Annotated in this window: 24 protein-coding genes; 8 read left to right on the top strand and 16 right to left on the bottom strand. The window is 53.1% G+C overall.

Translation table 11 applies throughout. From position 1 onward, the window contains the following. Window positions 1-49 precede the first annotated feature (49 nt). From lpxA to rpsB, 13 genes are all read right to left on the bottom strand, one after another. Complete coding sequence (lpxA, locus tag HVE01_RS11270; RefSeq protein WP_125745464.1) at window positions 50-817, bottom strand: acyl-ACP--UDP-N-acetylglucosamine O-acyltransferase; 768 nt, start codon at window positions 815-817, stop codon at window positions 50-52. Next, window positions 814-1,257 (bottom strand): 3-hydroxyacyl-ACP dehydratase FabZ, encoded by a 444-nt coding sequence (gene fabZ / locus HVE01_RS11265; RefSeq protein ID WP_038481200.1) that lies wholly within the window; start codon window positions 1,255-1,257, stop codon window positions 814-816. The genes lpxA and fabZ overlap by 4 nt, the downstream gene beginning before the upstream one ends. A 137-nt stretch (window positions 1,258-1,394) precedes the next feature. Next, on the bottom strand, window positions 1,395-2,432 hold the full coding sequence (gene lpxD, locus HVE01_RS11260; protein ID WP_146944154.1) for a UDP-3-O-(3-hydroxymyristoyl)glucosamine N-acyltransferase: 1,038 nt from the start codon (window positions 2,430-2,432) through the stop codon (window positions 1,395-1,397). 51 nt (window positions 2,433-2,483) lie between these two features. After that, window positions 2,484-2,990 (bottom strand): OmpH/Skp family outer membrane protein, encoded by a 507-nt coding sequence (locus HVE01_RS11255; protein ID WP_125745460.1) that lies wholly within the window; start codon window positions 2,988-2,990, stop codon window positions 2,484-2,486. Window positions 2,991-3,036: 46 nt separating this feature from the next. Continuing rightward, entirely contained in the window at window positions 3,037-5,388 is a 2,352-nt protein-coding gene (gene bamA / locus HVE01_RS11250) for an outer membrane protein assembly factor BamA (RefSeq protein WP_372373682.1), read from the bottom strand. A 100-nt stretch (window positions 5,389-5,488) separates the two neighbouring features. Then, window positions 5,489-6,847: an RIP metalloprotease RseP gene (gene rseP / locus HVE01_RS11245; protein ID WP_146944151.1), complete on the bottom strand. Its 1,359-nt coding sequence runs from the start codon at window positions 6,845-6,847 to the stop codon at window positions 5,489-5,491. 52 nt (window positions 6,848-6,899) lie between these two features. Next, window positions 6,900-8,102: a 1-deoxy-D-xylulose-5-phosphate reductoisomerase gene (ispC, locus tag HVE01_RS11240; RefSeq protein WP_146944149.1), complete on the bottom strand. Its 1,203-nt coding sequence runs from the start codon at window positions 8,100-8,102 to the stop codon at window positions 6,900-6,902. Beyond that, window positions 8,099-8,920 (bottom strand): phosphatidate cytidylyltransferase, encoded by an 822-nt coding sequence (locus HVE01_RS11235; protein ID WP_125745454.1) that lies wholly within the window; start codon window positions 8,918-8,920, stop codon window positions 8,099-8,101. The genes ispC and HVE01_RS11235 overlap by 4 nt, the downstream gene beginning before the upstream one ends. Next, window positions 8,913-9,698 (bottom strand): polyprenyl diphosphate synthase, encoded by a 786-nt coding sequence (gene uppS, locus HVE01_RS11230; RefSeq protein ID WP_125745452.1) that lies wholly within the window; start codon window positions 9,696-9,698, stop codon window positions 8,913-8,915. Before uppS ends, HVE01_RS11235 begins: the two co-directional genes overlap by 8 nt. 106 nt (window positions 9,699-9,804) lie before the next feature. Next, window positions 9,805-10,362 (bottom strand): ribosome recycling factor, encoded by a 558-nt coding sequence (gene frr / locus HVE01_RS11225; RefSeq protein WP_125745450.1) that lies wholly within the window; start codon window positions 10,360-10,362, stop codon window positions 9,805-9,807. A gap of 4 nt (window positions 10,363-10,366) precedes the next feature. Beyond that, window positions 10,367-11,140, bottom strand: a complete 774-nt coding sequence (gene pyrH / locus HVE01_RS11220) for a UMP kinase (RefSeq protein ID WP_125745448.1) — start codon at window positions 11,138-11,140, stop codon at window positions 10,367-10,369. A 122-nt stretch (window positions 11,141-11,262) separates the two neighbouring features. Further along, window positions 11,263-12,132 carry a translation elongation factor Ts gene (gene tsf / locus HVE01_RS11215; RefSeq protein ID WP_038481144.1) on the bottom strand — a complete coding sequence of 290 codons (870 nt, stop codon included), beginning with the start codon at window positions 12,130-12,132 and terminating at the stop codon, window positions 11,263-11,265. Window positions 12,133-12,350: 218 nt separating this feature from the next. Then, window positions 12,351-13,100, bottom strand: a complete 750-nt coding sequence (gene rpsB / locus HVE01_RS11210) for a 30S ribosomal protein S2 (RefSeq protein WP_030070405.1) — start codon at window positions 13,098-13,100, stop codon at window positions 12,351-12,353. 334 nt (window positions 13,101-13,434) lie between these two features. On the opposite strand from rpsB, the gene map reads away from it, so the two are divergent. The 7 genes from map to HVE01_RS11175 all read left to right on the top strand — a co-directional run bounded on the left by map (window position 13,435) and on the right by HVE01_RS11175 (window position 21,229). Further along, window positions 13,435-14,226: a type I methionyl aminopeptidase gene (gene map, locus HVE01_RS11205; RefSeq protein WP_125745444.1), complete on the top strand. Its 792-nt coding sequence runs from the start codon at window positions 13,435-13,437 to the stop codon at window positions 14,224-14,226. Then, window positions 14,226-16,901, top strand: a complete 2,676-nt coding sequence (locus tag HVE01_RS11200; RefSeq protein WP_125745442.1) for a [protein-PII] uridylyltransferase — start codon at window positions 14,226-14,228, stop codon at window positions 16,899-16,901. The genes map and HVE01_RS11200 overlap by 1 nt, the downstream gene beginning before the upstream one ends. A 127-nt stretch (window positions 16,902-17,028) precedes the next feature. Further along, complete coding sequence (gene dapC, locus HVE01_RS11195) at window positions 17,029-18,225, top strand: succinyldiaminopimelate transaminase (RefSeq protein ID WP_125745440.1); 1,197 nt, start codon at window positions 17,029-17,031, stop codon at window positions 18,223-18,225. Window positions 18,226-18,253: 28 nt separating this feature from the next. Then, window positions 18,254-18,601, top strand: a complete 348-nt coding sequence (locus HVE01_RS11190; protein WP_125745438.1) for a Spx/MgsR family RNA polymerase-binding regulatory protein — start codon at window positions 18,254-18,256, stop codon at window positions 18,599-18,601. Between the two features lie 57 nt (window positions 18,602-18,658). After that, window positions 18,659-19,684 carry a 2,3,4,5-tetrahydropyridine-2,6-dicarboxylate N-succinyltransferase gene (dapD, locus tag HVE01_RS11185; protein ID WP_125745436.1) on the top strand — a complete coding sequence of 342 codons (1,026 nt, stop codon included), beginning with the start codon at window positions 18,659-18,661 and terminating at the stop codon, window positions 19,682-19,684. Then, on the top strand, window positions 19,671-20,843 hold the full coding sequence (gene dapE / locus HVE01_RS11180; protein ID WP_146944147.1) for a succinyl-diaminopimelate desuccinylase: 1,173 nt from the start codon (window positions 19,671-19,673) through the stop codon (window positions 20,841-20,843). The genes dapD and dapE overlap by 14 nt, the downstream gene beginning before the upstream one ends. Further along, window positions 20,840-21,229 (top strand): hypothetical protein, encoded by a 390-nt coding sequence (locus HVE01_RS11175; RefSeq protein ID WP_146944145.1) that lies wholly within the window; start codon window positions 20,840-20,842, stop codon window positions 21,227-21,229. Before dapE ends, HVE01_RS11175 begins: the two co-directional genes overlap by 4 nt. A gap of 84 nt (window positions 21,230-21,313) precedes the next feature. On the opposite strand, the gene HVE01_RS20120 is transcribed toward HVE01_RS11175, so the two are convergent. Next, the gene (locus HVE01_RS20120; protein ID WP_125745430.1) at window positions 21,314-21,856 is read right to left on the bottom strand and encodes a cold-shock protein; all 543 of its coding nucleotides are present in this window, start codon (window positions 21,854-21,856) and stop codon (window positions 21,314-21,316) included. Window positions 21,857-21,966: 110 nt separating this feature from the next. Here HVE01_RS20120 and HVE01_RS11165 point away from each other — a divergent pair, with 110 nt between their 5' ends. Then, window positions 21,967-22,215: a SlyX family protein gene (locus HVE01_RS11165; RefSeq protein ID WP_125745428.1), complete on the top strand. Its 249-nt coding sequence runs from the start codon at window positions 21,967-21,969 to the stop codon at window positions 22,213-22,215. A 52-nt stretch (window positions 22,216-22,267) separates the two neighbouring features. On the opposite strand, the gene ald is transcribed toward HVE01_RS11165, so the two are convergent. Together ald and HVE01_RS11155 are read right to left on the bottom strand one after the other, a co-directional pair. Further along, entirely contained in the window at window positions 22,268-23,383 is a 1,116-nt protein-coding gene (ald, locus tag HVE01_RS11160; RefSeq protein WP_146944143.1) for an alanine dehydrogenase, read from the bottom strand. A gap of 277 nt (window positions 23,384-23,660) precedes the next feature. Further along, entirely contained in the window at window positions 23,661-24,095 is a 435-nt protein-coding gene (locus HVE01_RS11155; RefSeq protein ID WP_125745424.1) for an acyl-CoA thioesterase, read from the bottom strand. Window positions 24,096-24,125 lie beyond the last annotated feature (30 nt).

Genomic DNA, 24,125 nt, shown 5'->3' with positions numbered 1-24,125 from the left:
AGTAGTGGCATTTGAATCCATTGTTGATGTCGGCTAGACATCAATATCATTAGCGGACGATACCGCGCGTTGACCGTTCAATAGAGTCGGCGAACGTGGTGACTTCGGGCAGGTCAAATCGGCTGCGCATTTCGCTAACGGCCTGCTCGACAGTTAAGCCCTGGCGGTATACCAGTTTGTAGGCACTGTTTAATGCATTGATCGCATCTCGACTAAAGCCACGGCGCTTCAAACCAACGAGATTAAGGCCTCTCGCTTCAGCAGGGTTGCCATTAATCATCACATAGGCGGGCGTGTCTTTGGTAATAATCGACCCGCCTCCGGCCATGGCATGTTCACCAAAGTGACAAAACTGGTGAACCGCCGCAAGGCCTCCCAGAATAGCGTGATCTCCGAGAACAACATGACCTGCCAACGTGACTTGGTTAGCTAGGATGCAGTCGTTACCAATCACACAGTCATGACCGACATGAACATACGCCATGAATAGGTTACGCGAGCCGATAGTGGTTTCGCCACGATCCTGCACGGTACCACGGTGGAGAGTAACGCCTTCACGAATAACGTTATCATCCCCCATTACCAATCGCGTTGGCTCGCCGGCGTATTTTTTGTCTTGGCAGTCTTCTCCTACCGAAGCAAACTGAAAAATTCGCGTACGTTCACCTAGAACGGTAGGCCCTTTAATCACCACGTGGGGGCCTATCACAGAGCCAGCGCCAATCGTGACATCTGGCCCAATAACACTAAACGGGCCAACCTCAACGTCGTCAGCAAGCTGCGCTTTGGGATCAACCAGTGCAGTAGGATGTATCAAGCGACCTTCCTCTCAGCACAAATAATTTCCGCCTCGCAGGCTAATTCACCATTAACCGAGGCGCGACAGGCAAACTTCCAAATACCACGCTTCCCACGGATGACATTGGCTTCTAAGACTAGCTGGTCACCCGGCATTACAGGGCGTTTGAAGCGCACATTATCGCTTCCTACTAAATAGTACACATAGCCGTCAGCAGGCAGTTTATTGACCGTTTTAAAACCTAAAATACCGCATACTTGAGCCAGCGCTTCTAAGACTAAAACGCCGGGCATAATGGGATGATGCGGGAAATGGCCATTAAAAAATGGCTCATTGATACTGACATTTTTGTACGCAACGATGGATTCACCTACGGTTAATTGCGTTACTCGATCCACCAGCAAAAACGGGTAGCGATGAGGCAAGTATTCGCGAATTTCGTTAATATCCATAACCATCGTAACGACCTCTAAAATGACAAAAGGCCTGAATTAAATCAGGCACGCGCCAACAAATTTGCTGGCTAAAAAGCAGTGAATTATAACCTGCCGCTATGCAGCCTCAAACTAGCTGTATCTATATTGCTGGCAAAATTCTACTTGCTGCGATGGCTTTTCTCTAATCGAGATAAACGCTTAGCTATTTCATCTAGCTGTTTAAATCGCACCGCATTCTTGCGCCATTGGGTATTATTCATGGCGCCAGTACCCGATGAGTAGACACCTGGCTCATGAATCGAATTGGTCACTAGACTCATACCCGTCACCTGCACACCGTCACAAATAGCAAGGTGTCCGGACAGCCCAACGCCCCCGCCGAGCATGCAGTGCTTACCCACTGTCGTGGAGCCAGCAATGCCAACACATCCCGCTAAGGCGCTGTGATCACCGATGGTCACGTTATGTGCAATCTGCACCTGGCTGTCGATTTTTACATCGTTGCCAATAACGGTGTCTCCTAACGCGCCACGGTCAATGCTTGAACAACTACCGACCTCAACATCATCGCCTAGCACAACCCCGCCTAACTGAGCGATTTTGTGCCATCCGGCTCCATCATGGGCAAAGCCGAAACCATCACCACCGATGACACAGCCGCTCTGCAAAATCACTCGTTTGCCCACAACGACACCGTGGCAAACAGTAACATTGGCGTGTAACCGCGTATCATCGCCAATCACACTATCGGCACCAATCACACTGCCAGCACCGACAACCACCCGCTCACCTAACACAACGCCTGCTTCAATTACTGCATGCGCTTGAACACAAACACCTTTGCCCAGCATAGCGCTATCCGCCACAACCGCGGTGGGATGAATACCTGCAACATCCCGAGCTGGTAGCGGATCAAATAGCTGGGAAAGTTTTGCGTAACCTAAGTAAGGATTCGCCATCTCTAAGCGCGGGACAGGACAGTTCTTGCCGTGCTCAGGATGAAGCAGCACCGCCGCTGCTTTTGTGGTTGCGAGATCTTTTAAATACGCACGATTAGCGAGAAATGCGACTTGATCAGACGCTGCCTCTTTAAGCGTTGCAAGACCCCGAATCGGCTGTTCGGCGTCGCCTTCAAAATCGACGTCCAAGTGACGTGCAATATCCGCAAGAGTAAGGTGATGAGGAGCGTGCGTCATGGGAGCCCAGAGAAACATGGGTGCGGACTAGCCGCACCAACAGTTCTAAAATTAGTTTAGCGAATCGAAAATCTGTGTGACTTCATTAGTCACATTAGGCAGGTCAGTTGATGAGTGCAACACCCCTTGAGGCTCTACCAGAACATCAATGTTGTGGCGCTCGAGTACCTGCTCTACCGCTTGTTCCAGCTTGGGCTCAGCACCTTCGAGGAACCGCTGCTCAGATGCTTGCTGTGCTTGAAGCACTTCACGGCGCAGCTGCTCAAAGCGGCTACCCTTTTGCTGAAGCTCAGCAATGAGTGGATCGCGCTGAGACTGAGACATCGTCTCACCCTCACGCTGCAAACGCTCTTGCAGGCGCTGAAGCTCTTCTCCCAACGCTTGAGCCTCGCGCTGCTGGTTACCAATTTGGCCTTCCAGTTGGCTCAACGATGACTGAGCCGACTGTGTATTCATTAACGCAGCACGCCAATCAAGCACTGCCACTTCAGCGGCAACGGCATAAGCGGGAAGCGTCATGGCGCCGAATAGGCACACAGCTGCTGTCAGTTTACGCATCGTGTTAACTCCTTTTTATTCGGTAGGTACAACGTATCCCACCATGTTAGAACGTTTGGCCCAGCGAGAACTGGAAGAACTGAGTATCGTCACCGCTTTTATCGCTTAACGGCTCTGCCAAGCTGAAGGTCAACGGGCCTACCGGCGTTAGCCACGAAAGGCCGATACCAACGCTGTAACGCAACTCACCCAAGTCGACTCCAGAGCTGCATTGCTGGCGCCCGACATCTGCTTCCAGCACATCATAGCAAGAACTCAGGAAGGTATTACCCGCGTCGAGGAAGAGCGACGGCTGAATCGCACGCTGATCTTCCACAAAGGGCATTGGGAAAAGCACTTCTGCTGACCCTTCTACCAAGATGTTGCCGCCCAATGTGCGGTCACGACCACCATCTCGAGTCGCAGTGGTACGTTGCCCCAGGGTGTTCGAAGTAAAACCACGCACTGAACCTAAGCCGCCAGCATAAAAGTTCTCATAGAACGGATAAGGATCATTGCTACCCAGCGTGTCGGCATAGCCGAGATTGCCGGTAAACTTCAACGCCCAGGTCTGGTCATCGTTGATCGGGAATAGCTGCTGGGCACGAGCACGCAGCTTGTAGTATTCCGCATCACTACCAGGAGCGCTTGTTTCTAGCGATATACGCTGGTAGTTACCCGCTGTTGGCATAATGCCACGGTTCAAGTTATTACGTGTCCAGCTCGCAGTCAGCTTCAGGCTTTGTGCATTATCGCCTTGATCTTCAACGTAACGAAGGATCTCCGAAGCTGTATCGGAGTAGGTTTTAACCGTAAGTTCCTCGAGACTGGCGCCAAAGTTCAGACGGGAAAGCTCGCTGATGGGGTAACCGAAGTTAATACCGGCACCGTAAGCATCGGTGGAGAACGTCGAAATATCAGAGTCGCCGTAATCAGTTTCCCGATAAAAGAGGTTATAACCGCGCGAAATACCGTCCATTGTCCAGTAGGGATCAGTAAATGCAAAGTTAACACTGGTAAACGTATCACTACGTTGCGCGCCTATATTGACGCGGTTACCGGTACCTAGAAAGTTATTTTGCGCCAAACCAACGCCATAGATCACCCCTGCGCTTTGCGAGAAGCCGACACTGGCAGATACCGAGCCAGACGGCTGCTCTTCGACGTTATAAGTTACGTCTAGCAAGTCGGGCTGCCCCGGAACCGGTTGCGTATCAACCTCTACTTGGCTAAAGAAGCCAAGACGCTCCAAGCGTTGACGCGACTGAGTAATCGACTCGGTTGAAGCAGGCGCACCTTCTAACTGAATCATTTCTCGACGCAATACTTCGTCTTGCGTTGTGGTATTGCCGTAAAACTCAATACGACGCACGTAAGTTCGCTGACCTGGGTTGACTGCAATCACTAAATCAACCGTTTCACCATCACCGGCCATTTCAGGGATGCCTTGAACTTCAGCAAACGCAAAGCCTTCCGCCCCAAGACGCTGACGAAGCGCCTCAGTAGACGCGTTAAGATCTCCACGCGAGAACGTATCACCACGGTTAATGGTCAGTAATTCGTTCGCTTCGTTTTCACTGATCTGCAGATCACCTGCAAAACGAATATCGCCTACTTGGAACTGGTTGCCCTCATCAATATTTAACGTGATGAAGATCTCTGACTTATCAGGACCAATGGACACCTGTGTTGAAGTGACATCAAAATTGACGTAACCCCGATCCAAGTAAAAGGAGCGTAGCCGCTCAATATCTCCTGCCAACGCTTCGCGGGAATACTCATCTTTAGAGAACCAACCAAAAACACGCCCTGGCCGATCATTTAGCTCAAATACGCTGCGCAGTGTGTCATCGTCAAACGCTTCATTACCCACAATGTTGATCTGGCGGATTTTAGCGACTTCGCCTTCATTAACATTGATATTAACCTGAACACGGCCTTCATCAATTTCGTCAACTTCAACGTCAATACCAGCGCTATAGCGCCCCTGAGCCTGATAAACCCCTTCAAGCTCACGCTGAATCTCTTCCAACGTGGACAGTTGGAGCACTTGCCCCTCAGAAAGGCCTGATTCGCGCAGGCCGTTGCGCAGATCCTCATCAGAAATCTGCTGATTCCCTTCGATGTTCAAGCGCGCGATCGTCGGCCGCTCAACCACCTGGATAATCAACACATCTCCTTCGCGCGCGAGGGAAACATCTTCAAACAAGCCTGTGGCAAACAAATCTCGCGCAGCGGCGGCAAGCTGCTGTTCGCTAACACGATCATTGGCATTGACGGGAAACGCATTAAAGACCGAGGCGGCAGATACCCGCTGCAGTCCTTCCACACGAATGTCGGAAACATCAAAGGATTGTGCTTGGGCAGTGCTGGTACCTACCAGCAACAATGCCGCCATTCCAAGGGTCTTGATTTTCATGCAGTCAGTTCGCTCGCGTTGGTCTGCCCATCATTCCAGATAGGCACCATATACATTTGTGCAGGCAGATGACAAGGCATCCAGCGCCCTACACGCGTCATTACCACAGGCGCATCAGATCAAAATAGAGAGCCATCAACATTAGGGTGCCTACCATGGCAAGCCCAATACGCAACCCTACTGCTTGCGTTTGCTCAGAGACCGGCCGCCCACGCACGACCTCTATAAAATAATAAAGTAAATGCCCACCATCGAGCACGGGTATTGGCAATAGATTAAGCACGCCAAGGCTGATGGAAAGATACGCTAGAAAGCCTACGAATGCTTCCATCCCTGCGCGAGCCGAGTCGCCTGATATCTGTGCGATCGTAATCGGCCCCGAAAGATTAGACGGTGAAATCAGCCCCACCAACATCTTGCGGATAGCATCTACCGTCAGTAGCGTCATCTCACCTGTACGTGATAACGCTTGACCGACAGCCTCTATCGGTCCATAACGAATTTCACGTTGAAACTCTTCAGGCCATGAGACTTGCTGCGCCCCAGCACCAATGTACCCAACCTCATCGCCACTCTCCAGCGTATTACGGCCCGGCGTTAAAGAGAGGCTGCCTCTATCATCACCGCGCTGATAAACCACCGCTAGAGTTTGCCCCGCGTGCTCCCGAATAACCGAGACAAACTGCATCCAGTCGTCAATTGGCTCGCCATCCAGTGACACAATACGATCGCCCGCTCGTAGGCCAGACTGTGCAGCCGCCTGACCATCAATCACTTGACCCAGCACTGCGGGTACATTCGGACGCCAAGGGGTAATGCCCAAGCTTTGCATTGGCTGGGGTGGGTCTTGGCGAACCATGTAGTCGGCCACGGGAAGCCGATAAACCCGAGCGGCATTGGAGCCTTCCGGCAGCGCCTCAAGCATCAAGTCGCCATTAAAGCCGATCATGGAGACTAACTTTAAATTAATCTCTTCCCAGGAGCGCATAGTATCGCCCTGGATTGAGGTAATCTCGGCTCCGTGAGAAAGCCCAGCCTCTGCTGCCGGAGAGTTAGCGGCAACATCGCCGACGATTGGCGCAACGGTTGTGGTGCCAGCAACAAACAGTGCCCAGTAGGCCACTATCGCGAGTAAAAAATTTGCAATCGGACCAGCAGCAACAATAGCGATCCGCTGCCACACATTCTTACGGTTAAATGCTTGAGCTAATTGATCTTCAGGTACAGGCGCTTCGCGCTCGTCGAGCATCTTTACGTAGCCGCCTAGCGGTATAGCAGCCACCGCAAACTCTGTACCGTGACGATCAACGGTCGACCATAGCGGTTTACCAAAGCCAACTGAAAAACGCAGCACCTTGACACCACAGCGCCGCGCCACCCAAAAATGGCCAAACTCGTGAAAGGTTACCAATAACCCCAATACCACGATCACCGCTAATATGTTCTGTATCAGGCCCACTCTTCGCTCCTTTACACGACTCGCCGATCAACGATGGCTGATACTAAGCGAACTACTGACATACTATTAGCGCTGCCTGTTCCCGTGCCCACTGATCTGCAAATAATATCTGCTCAAGCGTATCGGCACGCCCTTCAAACGGTAGAGCCATCACGTTTGCCACTACCTCAGCAATCGCGCTGAAGCCAAGCCGCCCTTCCAGAAAAGCCTCCACGGCGACCTCATTCGCCGCGTTTAAAATCGCCGGTGCAGCGCCCCCCTTGCGCATGGCCTTGCGGGAGAGCGACAAGCAGGGAAAGAGCGTTTCGTTAGGGGCCTCGAAATCCAGGCGCGCCACCTGAAAAAGATCCAGTGCCTTAACACCTGCATCAATTCGTTCCGGCCATGCCAAACCATAAGCAATCGGCGTACGCATATCAGGATTGCCCAACTGCGCGATTACCGAACCATCATCATAGGCAACCATAGAATGAATAACGCTTTGCGGATGAACCACAACCTGTATCTGATCAGGCGTTGCATCAAATAGCCAGCACGCTTCGATAAGCTCTAAGCCTTTATTCATCAACGTCGCACTGTCGACGGAGATTTTTCGCCCCATTGACCAATTAGGATGATGGCAAGCCTGCTCAGGGGTTACCTTGGCAATATCTTCTGCTTGCCAACCGCGAAAAGGGCCGCCAGAGGCGGTGAGCAGCAGCTGGCGAACACCGTGCTGACGCAACCCACCTCTATGCTCGGTAGGTAGACATTGGTAAATAGCATTATGTTCGGAATCAATCGGCAATAACGTTGCACCTGAGCGAGCAATAGCGTCCATAAACAGCGCGCCACTCATCACTAGGGCTTCTTTATTGGCTAACAACACGCGTTTACCTGACTCGGCAGCTGCTAGCGCAGGTAGCAGACCTGCTGCGCCCACAATAGCGGCCATCACGGTATCTACCTGCCTTTCTCGCGCCACCTGGCAAAGCGCCATAGTTCCCGAAAGCACCTTGGTGGAGAGCCCTGACGTTAAAAGTGCTTGCTGCAGCCAGGCTGCATCCTCAGGATCATCTAGCACAGCCACAACGGGGTGATGAACACGACACTGCGCTAAGAGCGCTTCTTTTGAGGTATGAGCCGTTAAGGCATAAACGCGATAGCGGTCTGGATATTGAGCAATGACATCAAGGGTGCTTTTACCAATTGAGCCTGTTGAACCAAGCACTGTAATACTCTGGACAGCAATACGCTGGACAGCGGGTGAACTCATAGGGCGCTCACCTGAAGATGGATAACTTGCAGATAGAACAGCGCAAAAATAGGCACTGCTGCCGTCAGGCTATCGATACGATCCAGTACGCCCCCATGGCCTGGCAAGAGCTGACTTGAATCTTTAATGTCCCGATAGCGCTTAAGCATACTTTCGAGCAGATCGCCAAGCACAGACACCAACGTCACTAAACCGGTAATCACTACGAGTGCGACACCGCCCATAAGGTTAAAAGGCTGCCAAGCAGCGAATACAATTGCTAACAACAGTGTGGCTGCAAGGCCGCCATAAACACCTTCCCAGGACTTACCTGGACTTACTTTTGGCGCAAGCTTGTTTTTCCCCCAACGCCTACCAGCAAAGTAAGCACCAATATCTGCGGTCCAGACCAGCAATAGCACAAACAGCAGCCAGACAGCACCACTATCGCGGAGCACGTTGAATCCTACCCAGCACGGCAGTAGCACCCACACTCCCATGAGCAACCGCCGAGAAGTGGCTTGCCATTGGCTGGCTGTATTAGGGTAGTGGGTCACCCAATAAAGATTAACCACCCACCCTATAGCTGCCAGCCAAAGCGGCCAAGCGGCTAGTGCAGCCCCTCCTAGCCACATCGCCAGCATTAACACTGCCATAACCGCGACCAGGGCAATTCGCGCGCTCTGGCGGGCCACACCGGCCAAGTTGGTCCACTCCCAAGCACCCAGCAGCACAATTAGCGCCGTAAACAGTGCAAAGGCACCACCTTGTAATCCGAACAAGCCAATCAGCGTCAGAGGCGCTAACCAAGCTGCTGTAATCATCCGCTGTTTAAGCACCTTGCGCCTCTATTTGTGCGTCGGTCATACCAAAACGACGGCGGCGTAGGCAAAAATCGTCCAGCGCCTCATCCAGTGCCGCCCCATTAAAATCTGGCCAGAGCAGTGGCGAAAAATGCAGCTCTGCGTAAGCCAACTGCCATAACATAAAGTTGGACAGCCGCTGCTCTCCGCTGGTGCGAATGCATAAATCTACCGGCGGTACATTGTGCGTATTCATCGCCTCATCAAGGCGCGCCTCATTGATATCAGACGCCGCTAGCTCACCTGCAGCGACCTGCTCCGCCAACTGTCTAGCCGCTCGAGCAAGGTCCCATTGGCCACCATAGTTGGCCGCAATCACCAGGTGCATGCCCGTGTTCTCTGCGGTTAACGACTCGGCACGCTGAATATGCTTCTGGATTGCATGGGAAAAGCCACGCTGCTCGCCAATAATTGACAGGCGAATATTACGCTCATTGAGCTTTTTGACTTCGCGCTTAAGCGCCATCAAAAAAAGCTCCATTAACGCATTCACCTCTGCCGCGGGACGCTTCCAATTTTCACTAGAAAAAGCAAAAAGACTCAGTGTCTGAACGCCGCGCTGCGCAGCGCGTTCAATAACCGCCCGAACGGCTTCGACTCCGGCTCGGTGACCGCGCACTCCGGAAAGCCCACGTGCCCGCGCCCAGCGGTTATTACCATCCATAATAATAGCAACATGGGATGGCGATGCCTCCTCGGGTCGAGAAGGCGGCGTACCATCCTGCTGCGCTTGGGGAAGCTGCGGAGACGTCATGGGTTCTCGCACCAAAGATCAGTCATAGTAAAGCCAAGCGATGTCCCACGGGCAGCCAAGCTCCCCGTGGTTGATTGAAAGCAGGTAGCTATTTTTAGGCTAATAACTATACCTGCATGAGGTCTTGTTCTTTTGCGGCAAGCGCTTTATCAACCTCAGCAATATACTTATCCGTCAGCTTCTGGATTTCGTCTTCACCCTGGCGCTGATCGTCTTCGGTAATTTCTTTATCTTTCAACAAAGACTTAAAATCACCGTTGGCATCACGACGTACGTTACGTACCGCCACGCGCGCCTGCTCAGCTTCGCTACGCGCCTGTTTGATATAGCCCTTGCGCGTTTCTTCGGTCAACATCGGCATCGGTACACGAATGATATTACCGGCGCTGGACGGATTAAGCCCCAGGTCAGAGGTCATAATTGCCTTTTCAACCTTGGGCACCATGCCCTGCTCCCAAGGTGCCACTGTCAATGTACGCGCATCTTCTACGTTAACAGAAGCCACTTGATTTAGCGGTACCTGACCACCGTAATAATCAACGGTAACAGCGTCGAGAATACTGGGATGAGCACGCCCCGTACGGATCTTGTTGAAGTTGCTGTGCAGCGCTTCAACGCTTTTCTTCATGCGAGATTCTGCATCTTTCTTGATGTCATTGATCACGATATTACCCTCTGTCTATCAGCGTGCCTTCCTTGCCCCCTACTACCAAGTTCAGCAGGGCACCAGGCTTATTCATATCAAATACCCGCACCGGCATATTATGGTCACGTACCAGGCAGATTGCGGTCAAATCCATAACGCCCAATTTTTGGTCTAGGGCATCGTCATAGGAGAGCTGGTCGTACTTCACGGCATCGGGATGTTTAACCGGATCTTTATTGTACACGCCATCCACTTTGGTGGCCTTGATCACCACGTCAACATCTACTTCAATACCACGTAAGCAGGCTGCAGAGTCAGTCGTAAAGAACGGATTACCTGTTCCAGCTGAAAATAGCACCACGTCTCCCGACGTTAAGTAGCGGATGGCGGTGCGGCGATCGTAATGCTCCACCACACCACTCATGGGAATCGCTGACATTACCCGCGAGCGAATATTGGAGCGCTCAAGCGCATCTCGCATGGCGAGCGCATTCATTACGGTTGCCAGCATTCCCATGTGGTCACCCGTCACCCGATCCATGCCGGCTTCATTAAGCGCCGCGCCACGAAAGAGGTTTCCACCACCAATCACGATACCCACCTGAACGCCAATACCAACCAATTGGCCGATCTCTAGCGCCATACGATCCAGCACTTTCGGATCAATACCAAAATCGTGCTCCCCCATTAGCGCTTCGCCAGACAACTTCAGCAAAATACGTTTGTATTTTGATTTCGACTTTTCAGCCTTGCTGGCAGCAGCTGCGGGGGCGGACTCTTGAACTTCACGTGACATGGCATCTCTCCTGAGGCAGACCTGAACACAGGCGGGCGAGACGACCCCAGTTTTTCACAGGGGCCGGATACACAAAAGCGTGCGCTCGCGCGCACGCTATCTTCTTTCTGAAACTTCTGACCTTAGCGACGGCCAGCCTGTTCCATAACTTCTTTAGCAAAGTCGACTTCTTCTTTCTCGATGCCTTCGCCAACTTCAAAGCGAGTGAAGCTAACCACTTCGCCACCCGCCGCTTTCACGAACTCGGCAACGGATTGGTTCGGGTCTTTAACGAACGGCTGTTCGGTCAAGCTGTTCTCGGCCAAGTACTTTTTCAGACGACCTTGAACCATTTTCTCAGCGATCTGCTCCGGCTTACCGGCCATGTCCGGCTGGGCCAAAATAATCGCTTTTTCTTTATCCAGCTCTTCCTGCGGCATATCTTCTGGGTGCGCAACTGACGGATTGATCGCCGCAACGTGCATAGCAACGTCTTTAGCAGCTTCCGTGTTACCACCTTTCAGAACGGTCAAGACGCCGATACGGCCACCGTGAACGTATTCACCGACAAGACCGCCTTCAACAGCGTTCACAACAACGGCACGACGTACACCGATATTCTCGCCGATTTTCTGCACCAGCTGCTCACGAGTAGACTCGAGGTCGCCAGCCATTACCGCTGCAACGTCTTCATTTTTCGCCGCAAAGAACGCATCAGCGATCTTGTTGGTGAAAGCGATGAAGTTGTCGTCGCGGGCAACGAAGTCGGTTTCAGAGTTAATCTCGACCATCACACCGTAGCTACCGTCTTCTGCTACGCGAGTAACAACGGCACCTTCTGCAGCGGTACGACCCGCTTTTTTCGCGGCTTTAAGGCCAGAGCTTTTACGCAGGTTCTCGATTGCAACTTCGATATCACCGTCGGCTTCAGTAAGTGCTTTTTTACACTCCATCATGCCCAAACCGGTACGTTCGCGCAGTTCCTTAACCTGAGAGGCGCTGATAGCTGCCATGAGTTTTCACCTCGGAAATGGTTCTAGCTGAAAGATAAACGCGCTACAGAGTATAGGCTCGGTAGATGACCGTTGCGTATCACTATGCAGAGCATTCGCCGGCCTTAAGTGTCCGGCATAATCGGCCCGCTAGAGCGAACTCAAAGCGGGAAAAAGGGGGCATAAGGCCCCCTCTTAAACATGATGCGGCTTATCTAGCCGCCGCACCACTGCAACCGTTACTCGGCAGCAGCGTCAGTGTCGGCAGAAGCGGCTTCTTCAGTCACTTCGACAAACTCATCCGGACGACCTTCTTTTGCACGACCACACGCGTCTGCAATAGCTTTCACGTAGATCTGGATAGCGCGAATAGAGTCATCGTTACCCGGAATAACGTAATCAACGCCATCAGGGTTAGAGTTGGTATCAACCACGCCAATAACCGGGATGCCCAGTTTGTTGGCTTCGTTGATCGCGATGCGCTCGTGGTCAACATCGATAACGAACAGCGCGTCCGGCAGGCCGCCCATGTTCTTGATACCACCGATAGAACGCTCAAGCTTCTCTTGCTCGCGAGTTGCCATCAAGACTTCTTTCTTGGTCAGCTTCTCGAACGTGCCGTCTTCGCGCATGGTTTCAAGATCACGCAGACGCTTGATGGACTGGCGAATGGTCTTGAAGTTAGTCAGCATGCCGCCTAACCAGCGATGGTTGACGAAAGGCTGGTTTACGCGGTTTGCTTCTTCTTTGATGATCTTGCTAGCGCTGCGCTTGGTGCCAACAAACAAAATTTTGTTGTTGGATGCCGCCATCTTCTCAACCACGTCGATCGCTTCGTTCAGCGCCGGCAAGGTGTGCTCGAGGTTAATGATATGAATCTTGTTGCGCGCGCCGAAGATGAATTTACCCATCTTCGGATTCCAGTACTTGGTTTGGTGACCGAAGTGAGCACCTGCTTTCAGCAGGTCACGCATATTAACGTGAGACATGATAAAACTCCTGAAACTCGGGTTAGGCCTCCACGCACCCCATGGATCCGACCAGTGGCATCGTCAGACGCTGCCAGCGGCACCCGGGACCATGTGCCGGTGCATGTGTGTTTTCAAGGCTTGCTGTTTAGCAACACAGATTTCTGCATTACGTTTAAATAGCCTTTCTGCAGATGACCAACCGACAAAGAAGCATTGGATGGCGATTGCAGGAAAGCGCGCGGCTTTATACCATAGATCATTACCAAGATGAAGTCACAGCGCATGTAACGGTCGTAATTTACCGCTCACCATTGCCGTTCACCACTTACTTTAGAATCCACATCGAGAATTCATGAACGTTCCTATCAAGACGCCTTCTGAAATCGAGAAAATGCGTGAAGCCGGACGCCAAGCCGCCAGCGTCATTGAAATGATCACCCCCCACATCACAGCGGGGATATCCACGGGTGAAATTGATCGCCTGTGCCACGATTTTATTGTTAATAATTTAGGCTCTGTACCGGCCCCGTTGAACTACCACGGCTTTCCGAAAGCAACCTGTACATCAATTAATCACGTGGTCTGTCATGGCATTCCTGATGATGCCAAAAAGCTGAAGAACGGCGACATCATGAATCTCGACATCACCGTCAGAACGACCGATGGCTACCACGGTGATTCCAGCGTGATGTTTGTCATCGGCGATACGATCCAGGGCGAGCGCTTATGCCGTATCACTCAGGAGTGTCTTTACAAAAGCATTGAGCTAGTTAAACCTGGCGTACATCTTTCGGAGCTTGCCCGCGTTATTCAACGGCATGCAGAAGCACACGGTTACTCCGTGGTGCGCGACTTCTGCGGCCATGGCATTGGCGCTGATTTCCACGAAGACCCTCAGTTTCTCCACTATGATGGCTATGCACCAGACGCTGACATCCCACTGGAAGCTGGCATGTGTTTCACTATCGAACCAATGATTAACGTAGGCGGCTATAAAACCAAGGTGCTACGCGACGGTTGGACAGCGGTCACTAAGGATCGAAGCTTGTCTGCCCAGTGGGAGCATACGCTGCTGGTCACAGAAACCGGCGTTGACGTGCTGACTGCACGCAGCGACGAAGACTTCAGTTTTCTAAATCGCTGATGCTTCTTCATCATTACCGGTTCGAGCCGGACACCACGCTGTATGATCTTGCCATGTTTCGCACCGAACTCGCTGGATCACGCTCCCCCATTGCGCCGTTTAAAGCGGCGCTTCGGGAACTACAAGCCAAGCTGGATGAGCAGTTTCGCTGCGGAGCGGACATACGCGACCTAGTCCGCGGGCGAGCGTGGTATCTGGATCAGCTACTCGCCATCGCCTGGGCGCAGCACGATTGGCCTGACGATGGCGTTGCCCTGGTGGCAGTGGGAGGTTACGGCCGGGGCGAGCTACACCCGCACTCAGACATCGACCTGTTACTGTTACTAGAGCAGGATGATGACACCCCTTATCGCGAGTCGCTAAGCGCTTTCATTACCTTCTTATGGGATATCGGTCTTGAGATCGGCCATAGCGTGCGCTCGCTTAATGACTGTGAGCGGGAAGCTGAAGCTGATGTCACCGTGATGACCAACCTCTTGGAATCACGGCTCATTGCTGGCCCCGAGCAGCTTCGTCAAAAGATGCGTGAACGCCTTAGCGCCGAGCATATTTGGCCTGCTGACCGTTTTTTCGAAGCCAAGTGGCAGGAACAAATTGCCCGTCACTATCGCTACAACAACTCGGAATACCACCTAGAGCCAAACCTGAAAAGCTCCCCAGGCGGCCTACGCGATATTCAAATGATTGGCTGGGTAGCTAAACGCCATTTCGACACTGAGCACTATGCCGACATCGTCGCAAATGGCTTTATGAACGATGCCGAACTGCGCATTCTAAGCCAGGGTCAAGCCTTTTTGTGGCAGGTGCGCTATGCCCTGCACATGCTGACAGACCGCGCCGAAGACCGATTACTATTTGATCACCAACGCACCATTGCCGAAATGTTCGGCTTTCGGGATACCCCTGAACGCTTAGCGGTTGAGCAGTTCATGAAGCGCTACTACCGGCATGTAACCGCCCTAGCCGGTCTTAACGACATGCTGTTACAGCACTTTGATGAGGTTATCCTGCGCGGCAAAGAGGCCTTGGAAACCGTTAAGCTGAACGAGCGCTTCGAAACCAAAGGCGGCTACATCCAAGCGCGCTCACGCAATCTGTTTCGGGAGCGCCCCGCTGCCATGCTGGAACTGTTTTTGCTAATGGCAAAGCACCCAGAAATAGAAGGAGTACGCGCCGACACCATTCGCCTGATCCGTGATCATCGCCATCAAATTGATGACCACTACCGCGAGGATCCTTGCCATCAGCGGCTGTTCATGTCCATTTTACGGGCCCCCGGCAATGTCCCTCGCCAGTTAAGGCGCATGAACCGCTACGGCATCTTGGGCAAGTATTTACCAGAGTTTGGTCGCGCGGTCGGGTTGATGCAGCACGACTTGTTCCACATTTACACGGTAGACGCTCACACCCTGCGCTTGCTGAAGTTCTTACACGGCTTTCGCAAACCGGATGCCAAAGACGACTTTCCCGTCGCCGCCACGCTGATTCATCAATTACCTAAGATGGATTTACTATGGATTGCCGGGCTGTTTCATGATGTCGGCAAAGGCCGCGGCGGTGATCATTCTGAGATTGGTGCACGCGATGTTGAGCAATTCTGCCACCGTCACCACGTCTCCCAACACGATACCAATTTACTGCGCTGGCTGGTGGAGCATCACCTGTTGATGTCGATGACCGCCCAGAAGCGCGACATTAGTGATCCCGACGTGATTCGCGACTTCGCTCTAACGGTGCGCGACGAGACCCGCTTAGACTATCTCTACGTGCTCACCGTTGCCGACATCAATGCGACCAACCCCACCCTGTGGAACGGTTGGCGTGCATCACTATTGCGCCAGCTGCATGCTGAAACCAAGCGAGCACTGAGAAGAGGGCTAAAAAACCCGCCTGACCGAGACGACTGGGTGCGCGAAACCCGTACTGAGGCCCGTTCGTTACTGCAAACAGTCGGCGTAGACAGCGCTCAGATTGACCAACTGTGGGAATCTCTTGGTGAAGACTATTTCCTTCAGTATGCACCCAGTGAAATTGTCTGGCAGACCCAAGGCATCCTTGCCCACCAGCCATCTGTTTTGCCGCTGGTTTTAATTAGCGCACCTACCGCCGATATGGCCGAAGGCGGCACCAAGGTCTTTATCCACACCCGTTCGGTAGACGATCTGTTTGCCGCGACCGCCGCCGCCATGGAGCAGCTAGGTCTATCTATCCATGATGCCCGCATCGCCACCTCGCACAACAACTGGACACTAAATACGTTTATTGTGCTAGATCATTACGGCCAACCTATCCGTGATCCTGAGCATATTGAAGAGATGCGTCGACACCTCGTCGAAGAACTGGACGACCCGGATGACTATCCAGAGATCGTCACGCGCCACACACCGCGTCAGCTTAAGCACTTTAAAGTACCCACCGAGGTAGTGATTGAGCAGGACCCAGCCAACGAACGTACGCTACTTGAGCTAACAGCCCCAGACCGCCCTGGCCTACTGGCTCGTGTCGGGCGTATTTTTATGGAACAGGATATCGCCTTATCGGCTGCGAAAATTGCCACGCTAGGGGAGCGAGTTGAAGACGTTTTCTTTATCACCACGAAAGCCGGTGAGCCGCTTACCGATCCAGAGCGGCAACAGCAGCTTCGCGAACGGCTTATCGAAGTGTTAGGCGTGTAAGCACTTAAATGAGCGACGCCTTGGTGGTTAAGTTTGAGGTGGCACCAGGGGTTGCCTATAATCGGCGGTTTAGTTGGCCGTTCCCACAGACATCCAGCACCGCCTTTAGGCTATCAACGGACATGCCATGAATCCTGATCTAAATCTTCTGCACCCCTATCCGTTTGAAAAGCTAGCCACCCTAAAGGCAGCGCTTGTGCCGCCGGCGGGGCTTGAGCATATCCCCCTTACCATTGGGGAGCCCCAACACGCTCCTTACGCAGGGGCGTTAGAGGCGCTAGTGGCTCATCAATTAGAGATGGCTCGCTACCCAGCAACCAACGGACTGCCCGCCCTACGCGACACAATCGCCCGCTGGGCAACCCAACGTTTTTCGCTTGCCGGGTTAGATGCCGAACAGCAAGTACTCCCCGTTAACGGCACCCGCGAAGCAATTTTTGCCTTTGTACAGGCCGCGCTGGATCGCCAGCGCCCCGCCAAGGTGGCGGTCCCCAACCCCTTCTATCAAATTTATGAAGGGGCCACACTATTGGCAGGTGGCGAGCCGCTTTATTTGGATTGCACGGCTGATAACGGTTTTCGCCCCGACTTCTCGGCAGTGAGCCCGGCAACCTGGCGCGATGTGCAAATGGTATTCATCTGCTCACCTGGCAACCCCACAGGGGCCGTCACGCCGCTCTCTGAATTCAAGCAGCTCATCGCCTTAGCCGATGAGCACGACTTTATCATCGCCTCCGATGAGTGTTATTCAGAGCTGTATCTGGATGAAAGCACTCCCCCGCCGGGCCTGTTACAGGCCTGCGCAGAGCTTGGACGCGACGATTATCAACGCTGCGTAGTGTTTCATTCGCTATCTAAGCGATCTAATTTGCCAGGGCTACGCTCCGGCTTTATCGCAGGTGACGCGAACCTTCTCGCACCGTTTAAGCGCTACCGCACCTATCATGGGTGTGCAATGTCGCTGCCACTTCAGCACGCCTCTATCGCCGCATGGCAGGATGAAGCCCACGTACGCGCCAACCGGGACGCCTACCGCGAAAAATTTAGCGCTGTCACCAGCGTTCTGGCGCCCGTCATGGACTTCCCTACGCCGGAAGCGAGTTTTTACCTGTGGCCTGCAGTGCCCGGTGGCGATGACATCGCCTTTACTCAGCGGCTATTTAGTGAGCAACATGTCAGCGTGTTACCTGGCAGCCTCATGGGCCGCCCAGGAAAAAATGGCTATAACCCCGGCTCGGGTCGACTACGTTTAGCCTTAGTGGCGGAGCTTGCGCCCACCCTTGAAGCAGCTGAGCGACTTCGTCAACTGCTTGAGCGCGGCTAGACACCCCAGACTTATTTAAGGAGGTTATATGCTGACACTCTATATCATCAACACATGCGACACCTGCCGCAAAGCACGCAACGCACTTGAAGAGAAAGGTATTCCCTTCAAGACCCATGACCTGCGTAAGGATGGTCTTTCAGCCAGCTTACTTGAGCACATTCTTAAGCGCGTACCGCTATTAGAAGCGCTGAATAAGCGCAGCAAAACGTGGCGTGACTTGCCCCAGGAAGAAAAAGACAGCCTGGATGCTACGTCTGCCCGTCGGCTATTTCTTGAACAGCCCACGCTGCTCAAAAGACCACTGCTAGAAGTTGATGACGATACTATTTTAGTGGGCTACCGCGACGGCGATTACGACTCTCTCAGCGGCTAACACGCCACTGAACCCTAACAACTGATTGTTATTCAAAACTTTAAAGGAAGACGCGTTATGCTGAGCTTCGCGCTTGGAATCGGCACCCAAAACACTCAGGGCAACTGGCTAGAAATCTACTATCCAGCACCACTGTTTAATCCTGCAGACAGCTTGGTAGCCGCAGCTAAAGAGGCGCTCGACGCCCCCGCTGGCAATACGGCGGTCAGTTTCCTGCCCGAAGATTGCACCCGCTTAGCCAAAGCACTGGAGGCTGCTGGCCACCCTGAGCAGGCAGCTCTCGCCGAATCATTTGCCGCCAGCCACCGCCCCCTGGTCGCGATGTTTTTAGAAAGCGATCAGGCACCGCAAACCGTCCCTGAAGTTTACTTAAAATTGCACTTACTCTCTCACCGCTTAGTGAAGCCCCACGGCTTGGATCTGACGGGAATGTTTGGCCTGCTGCGCAACATCGCCTGGACCAACGAAGGCGCGATTGATATCGAAGAGCTGCCCGCCCGTCGCTTAAAAGCACGCTTAGCGGGTCGCGCGCTATCCGTCGACTGCGTCGATAAATTCCCCAAAATGACCGACTACGTGGTACCCACCGGCATCCGCATTGGCGATACTGCTCGCGTGCGCCTGGGCGCTTACCTAGGGGAAGGCACCACGGTAATGCATGAAGGCTTCGTCAACTTCAACGCAGGCACCGAAGGCCCTGGCATGATCGAAGGGCGCATTTCTGCTGGCGTCATGGTCGGTAAAGGCTCTGACCTGGGCGGCGGCTGTTCCACCATGGGAACACTGTCTGGCGGTGGTAATATCATTATCAAGGTAGGCGAAGGCTGCCTGATTGGCGCTAATGCAGGCATCGGTATTCCGCTAGGTGATCGCTGCACCGTAGAAGCAGGCTTGTATATTACTGCGGGTTCGAAAGTTACTCTGCTCGACGATCAGAAACAAGAAGTTAACACCGTGGCAGCACGCGAGTTAGCAGGCCAAGATGACTTATTGCTGCGTCGCAATTCACAAAATGGCCGTATTGAGTGCCTAACGAATAAAAGCGCCATTGCGCTGAACGAGGCACTGCATGCCCATAACTGAGCCTGAAACGCTGTCGCCCACGTTGCAGCTCGCGTTTGAGCTACTTAGCCGGGCGTCGGTAACGCCGGATGACGAAGGCTGCCAGGAACTCATGATCGATCGCTTAACGGCGCTCGGTTTTCATATCGAGCAACTACCGTTTGGCGATGTCAAAAACTTCTGGGCAATAAGAGGCCATCACGGCCCCGTATTGGCCTTTGCCGGCCACACTGATGTCGTGCCCAGCGGGCCCCATACGAACTGGGAATTCCCACCGTTTGAGCCGTGTATTGATGAACACGGCATGCTCTGTGGGCGAGGCGCAGCAGACATGAAGGGCAGCCTAGCGGCGATGCTCACCGCTGTTGAGCGTTTTGTGACCACCCATCCAGAGCACGACGGCCGAATAGCGTTTTTAATCACATCCGATGAGGAAGGCCCCGCCATCGATGGCACCAGCGCTGTGGTTGAGCATTTACGCGAACGCAACGAGCGTTTGGACTACTGCATTGTCGGCGAACCCTCATCGACCGCTCGTCTGGGCGATATGATTAAAAACGGACGCCGTGGGTCATTGGGCGGCGTTCTCCATCTCAAAGGGATTCAAGGTCATGTGGCCTACCCACACCTTGCACGCAACCCTATTCACCAAGCGATGCCTGCACTAGATGCACTGGTTAATGAGCACTGGGACGCAGGTAATGACTTTTTCCCCGCCACCAGTTTCCAGATATCTAATTTTCGCGCGGGCACCGGGGCTACTAACGTCATTCCAGGTGAAGTAGAAGTTGTATTTAACTTCCGTTATTCCACGGAAGTTACCCACGAGATGCTAAGAAGCCGCACTGAGTCGATTTTGGATAAGCATGGCCTTGAGTACCACATCGATTGGGCTCTCAATGGCGAACCCTTCCTGACTGCAGAAGGCGAATTAGTCGATGCCGTCATTCGCGGTGTAGAAGCAGTTACCGGCGAGCGCCCTGCGCTGTCGACCAGCGGCGGCACCTCGGATGGTCGCTTCATCGCGACACTTGGCGCTCAGGTGGTCGAGCTTGGCCCGCTGAACGACACTATTCACAAGGTGAATGAGCGCGTGCGCGCCAGTGACTTGGACGAACTAAGCCGCATTTATGAGGCAACACTTCAAGCCTTGTTAACGAACGACGAGGTGAGCGTATGATGGAGCGCTTTCCGGATATCGAGGTATACCTTGCCAGCGTAGCGATAGACAGGCTCGATGCATGGCTAAGCGAAGCTCTCGATGCACCGCCTCTTAGCCCAGCAGGCAAGGGCAAATGGAAGACTCGCGGCCACCATCAAGGCGAAGCTGTGCCCGTACTATTGGTGGACAAAGCAGCCGATGGTTTTGCCAGCTTGTGGTTTGATAGCCACCACACCCCGTGGCACACCGATCAAGAGTGCGCTCAGCACGCTGCCGAAGCCTTACAGACCGAGGTGCGCTGCTCGCTAGGTGGCTGGCATCCCGGTGATGACCCTGACCGCTTCTGGCAGGTACTGCCAGGGGGTCACGAAAAAGCCATTGAATGGCCTGACTCAGGTCGTTAAACGCACAAGACCCCGCTTAGCGGGGTCTTGTGCTTCAGCAGTTGACGATGCCAGCGCGACTCAATACAAGCGATGTACTAATAGCTACTCAATAATACTAACGTCATCCGCTTGAAGACCACGGTCATTTTTAATCACGTGATAGCGAACAATCTGACCCTCAGCAAGCATACGCGGGCCACGGCCACGAATGGCACGAAAGTGAACAAACACATCTTCACCATTATCTCGGGTAATAAAGCCGTAACCTTTATTGGTGTTAAACCACTTTACTTCGCCCTCTTCGCGACCATCATTGGGATCGATGATATCTTCCTCTTCATCATCTTCCATTTCAGGTACCGCTTGGGGCTGACGCGGCGCAGATTTAGTTCGAGCAATATCCGCTTTTACTACCATCGGAGGCGCCAGAGCAGCAGCGGCTAACGTACCGATAAATAACGCAATAAAACATCCCAGAGCAGCAGCAATGTACACACTACTTACCCCGCTGATGGCAAGCTCAGCCAGCCACTGCTCAGCAAGCGGTGCATTCGTTAAATGAACAATCCCCGCCAGAAGAAGTGGCGTGGGGGCGGCAAGTAAAACACTGATGAAGAAACAGCGAAAAACAACTTTTGGATTCATAGATGGTAAAAGCTCTCTTGTTGTATGGGTAACAGACGAAGGACAATACTCGGCCAACTAGGCCCATTCCTAACAGTACCGAGCATACTACACAAGGTCACGATGTTATCATGACAAACGAATTATCGCCTGCAGAGCTAACTCAACTTCTTGAATCTTTGGAGAGTCGACTGGCTTACCAAGAGCATTGGCTAGACACCCTTGACCAAGCGGTTGCCCAGCAAGAGCGGCGGCTAGAAAAGCTAGAGCAGTTAAGTACGCTGATGCGTGACCGCTTGCGCGAGCAGTATCAAGCGCTCCAAGCGGATAACTCACAGGGGGACAGCCGCCCAGAAGACGACGTCCCCCCTCACTATTAACAGCTCCTCCAGTATCAGCAGTATCAACTACTACTAATTGACGTAGCGATGCTCACGCCACAACGCTCGCTGGGTCGATGCTGTTGAGTCCAAAAGCATCGGCAACAGCCTGATAAGTCACTTGACCATTATGGACATTAAGCCCTGGCAGGAAGTGCGGATCGTCTTTAAGCGCCTGCTGCCAGCCTTTATCAGCCAGCGCCAGCACAAACGGCAAGGTGGCATTAGTAAGACCCAAAGTCGATGTCCGCGCTACCGCGCCAGGCATATTGGCCACGCAGTAATGAACAATGCCGTCCACAATATAGGTCGGCTCAGCATGCGTCGTCGGCTTGCTGGTTTCAAAACAGCCACCCTGATCAATGGCTACGTCGACCAAGACGCTGCCCGGCTTCATATCGGCCAGCATGGCACGGGTAATCAACTTGGGGGCAGCGGCACCGGGAATAAGAACGGCACCGATGATCATATCAGACTCTTTAGCCGCCTGATCAAGGGCGTCCGCCGTTGAATAGACTGTTTTGATGCGCCCCTGGTAACGATCGTCTAGCACCTCTAGGCGAGCAATAGACTTGTCCAGAATGGTCACCTCAGCCCCCAACCCTAGCGCCATACGGGCAGCGTTTTCGCCGACCACACCACCGCCAATCACAGTAACTTTACCTGGAGCAACGCCTGGCACACCGGGCAATAGCACCCCAGAGCCGCCCTGGGCTTTCTCCAAGCTATGCGCGCCCGCCTGAACTGCCATGCGCCCGGCAACCGTGCTCATTGGCGCAAGCAGCGGCAGCCCACCTCGTGCATCGGTAATGGTTTCATAGGCAATGCAGGTAGCACCGCTGGCCATCAGCCCTTGGGTCAATGTTTGCTCAGCGGCCAAGTGCAAATAAGTGAATAGCGTTTGGTTGGCGGTTAGACGCGCCACTTCCTCGGCTTGAGGTTCTTTTACTTTGAGAATCAGTTCGGCGCTTTGCCACAGCGCATCTACATTAGCTTCCACTCGCGCGCCCGCGGCTTCATAGTCGCTGTCGCTAAACCCGGCGCCTTCGCCAGCGGCTGCTTGCACGCTTACCGAGTGACCTCGCCCTACTAGCTCTCGCGCACCTGTCGGAGTAAGTGCCACCCGGTACTCGTGATTTTTGATCTCTTTGGGGACGGCGATTTTCATTAGCGTTTTCCTTCTCTATTGATTGTTAGTGCTAAATCTCAACTGCTAAGTCTCAACGGCTAGATCGTCAGAGCCTCATCTGTACTACCTATCTCTACCATCTAGCCGTTAGAGCCAGGCCATCAATAAGCGCTATTAAGCAAATTACAGCACAGCTGGCACTAACAACCACCCCAAGCCATAAAAACAAAAAAAACGCCGACCAAGGCGTTTTTTGAGAGAAAAATCTAACGTTTAACGAAAATCAGCAAAAAAATCGACGGCATTTAAGCATTAGCTACTCAGTCACTACCGCACCACCGTAAATGCGCTGATACTCATCAGGCAGCCGAGTGGGCCGACCACTGCTAAGCGTCACACAGGCAAACTTGGTACGTGCATTTAGCAACGTTTTACCACTCCCCACGCGCTTCAGCTGGAATCGGCGGGTCAAACTAAAACGGCCATCGCAGGCAACAATCCAAGTCGCCAACTGCAACTTGTCATCGATAAAGGCGGGCGCCAGATAGTCCAACTCATGGCGCTGAACGACCATGGCGCGGTCAAGAGACTGATAGCGCGCAAGGGATAGCCCCAAGGCTTCAGAGTGGGCCCAACTTACCTGCTCAACCCAGCGTAAGTACTCGCTGTTATTGACATGCTGGTAGGCATCAATGGCCTCCGGCGTCACTTGAAGATTGATTACAAAAGGATCTGGCAGTGCCCACTCCATCATACAGCTCCTTGTGGTTACTCCTCGGTG

Origin of the sequence: Vreelandella venusta, from assembly GCF_007989605.1 — a bacterium.
Taxonomy (GTDB): domain Bacteria; phylum Pseudomonadota; class Gammaproteobacteria; order Pseudomonadales; family Halomonadaceae; genus Vreelandella; species Vreelandella venusta.
Note: the sequence above shows the minus strand (reverse complement) of the source record. Positions and strands in the feature narration are given on the sequence as shown.

Bases quoted from the DNA above. Each gene is read 5' to 3' on its own strand.
- fabZ (WP_038481200.1), bottom strand. From the start codon at position 1,257: ATGGTTATGGATATTAACGAAATTCGCGAATACTTGCCTCATCGCTAC.
- lpxD (WP_146944154.1), bottom strand. From the start codon at position 2,432: ATGACGCACGCTCCTCATCACCTTACTCTTGCGGATATTGCACGTCAC.
- HVE01_RS11255 (WP_125745460.1), bottom strand. From the start codon at position 2,990: ATGCGTAAACTGACAGCAGCTGTGTGCCTATTCGGCGCCATGACGCTT.
- bamA (WP_372373682.1), bottom strand. From the start codon at position 5,388: ATGAAAATCAAGACCCTTGGAATGGCGGCATTGTTGCTGGTAGGTACC.
- ispC (WP_146944149.1), bottom strand. From the start codon at position 8,102: ATGAGTTCACCCGCTGTCCAGCGTATTGCTGTCCAGAGTATTACAGTG.
- uppS (WP_125745452.1), bottom strand. From the start codon at position 9,698: ATGACGTCTCCGCAGCTTCCCCAAGCGCAGCAGGATGGTACGCCGCCT.
- pyrH (WP_125745448.1), bottom strand. From the start codon at position 11,140: ATGTCACGTGAAGTTCAAGAGTCCGCCCCCGCAGCTGCTGCCAGCAAG.
- tsf (WP_038481144.1), bottom strand. From the start codon at position 12,132: ATGGCAGCTATCAGCGCCTCTCAGGTTAAGGAACTGCGCGAACGTACC.
- rpsB (WP_030070405.1), bottom strand. From the start codon at position 13,100: ATGTCTCACGTTAATATGCGTGACCTGCTGAAAGCAGGTGCTCACTTC.
- map (WP_125745444.1), top strand. From the start codon at position 13,435: ATGAACGTTCCTATCAAGACGCCTTCTGAAATCGAGAAAATGCGTGAA.
- HVE01_RS11200 (WP_125745442.1), top strand. From the start codon at position 14,226: ATGCTTCTTCATCATTACCGGTTCGAGCCGGACACCACGCTGTATGAT.
- dapC (WP_125745440.1), top strand. From the start codon at position 17,029: ATGAATCCTGATCTAAATCTTCTGCACCCCTATCCGTTTGAAAAGCTA.
- HVE01_RS11190 (WP_125745438.1), top strand. From the start codon at position 18,254: ATGCTGACACTCTATATCATCAACACATGCGACACCTGCCGCAAAGCA.
- dapD (WP_125745436.1), top strand. From the start codon at position 18,659: ATGCTGAGCTTCGCGCTTGGAATCGGCACCCAAAACACTCAGGGCAAC.
- dapE (WP_146944147.1), top strand. From the start codon at position 19,671: ATGCCCATAACTGAGCCTGAAACGCTGTCGCCCACGTTGCAGCTCGCG.
- HVE01_RS11175 (WP_146944145.1), top strand. From the start codon at position 20,840: ATGATGGAGCGCTTTCCGGATATCGAGGTATACCTTGCCAGCGTAGCG.
- HVE01_RS20120 (WP_125745430.1), bottom strand. From the start codon at position 21,856: ATGAATCCAAAAGTTGTTTTTCGCTGTTTCTTCATCAGTGTTTTACTT.
- HVE01_RS11165 (WP_125745428.1), top strand. From the start codon at position 21,967: ATGACAAACGAATTATCGCCTGCAGAGCTAACTCAACTTCTTGAATCT.
- ald (WP_146944143.1), bottom strand. From the start codon at position 23,383: ATGAAAATCGCCGTCCCCAAAGAGATCAAAAATCACGAGTACCGGGTG.
- HVE01_RS11155 (WP_125745424.1), bottom strand. From the start codon at position 24,095: ATGGAGTGGGCACTGCCAGATCCTTTTGTAATCAATCTTCAAGTGACG.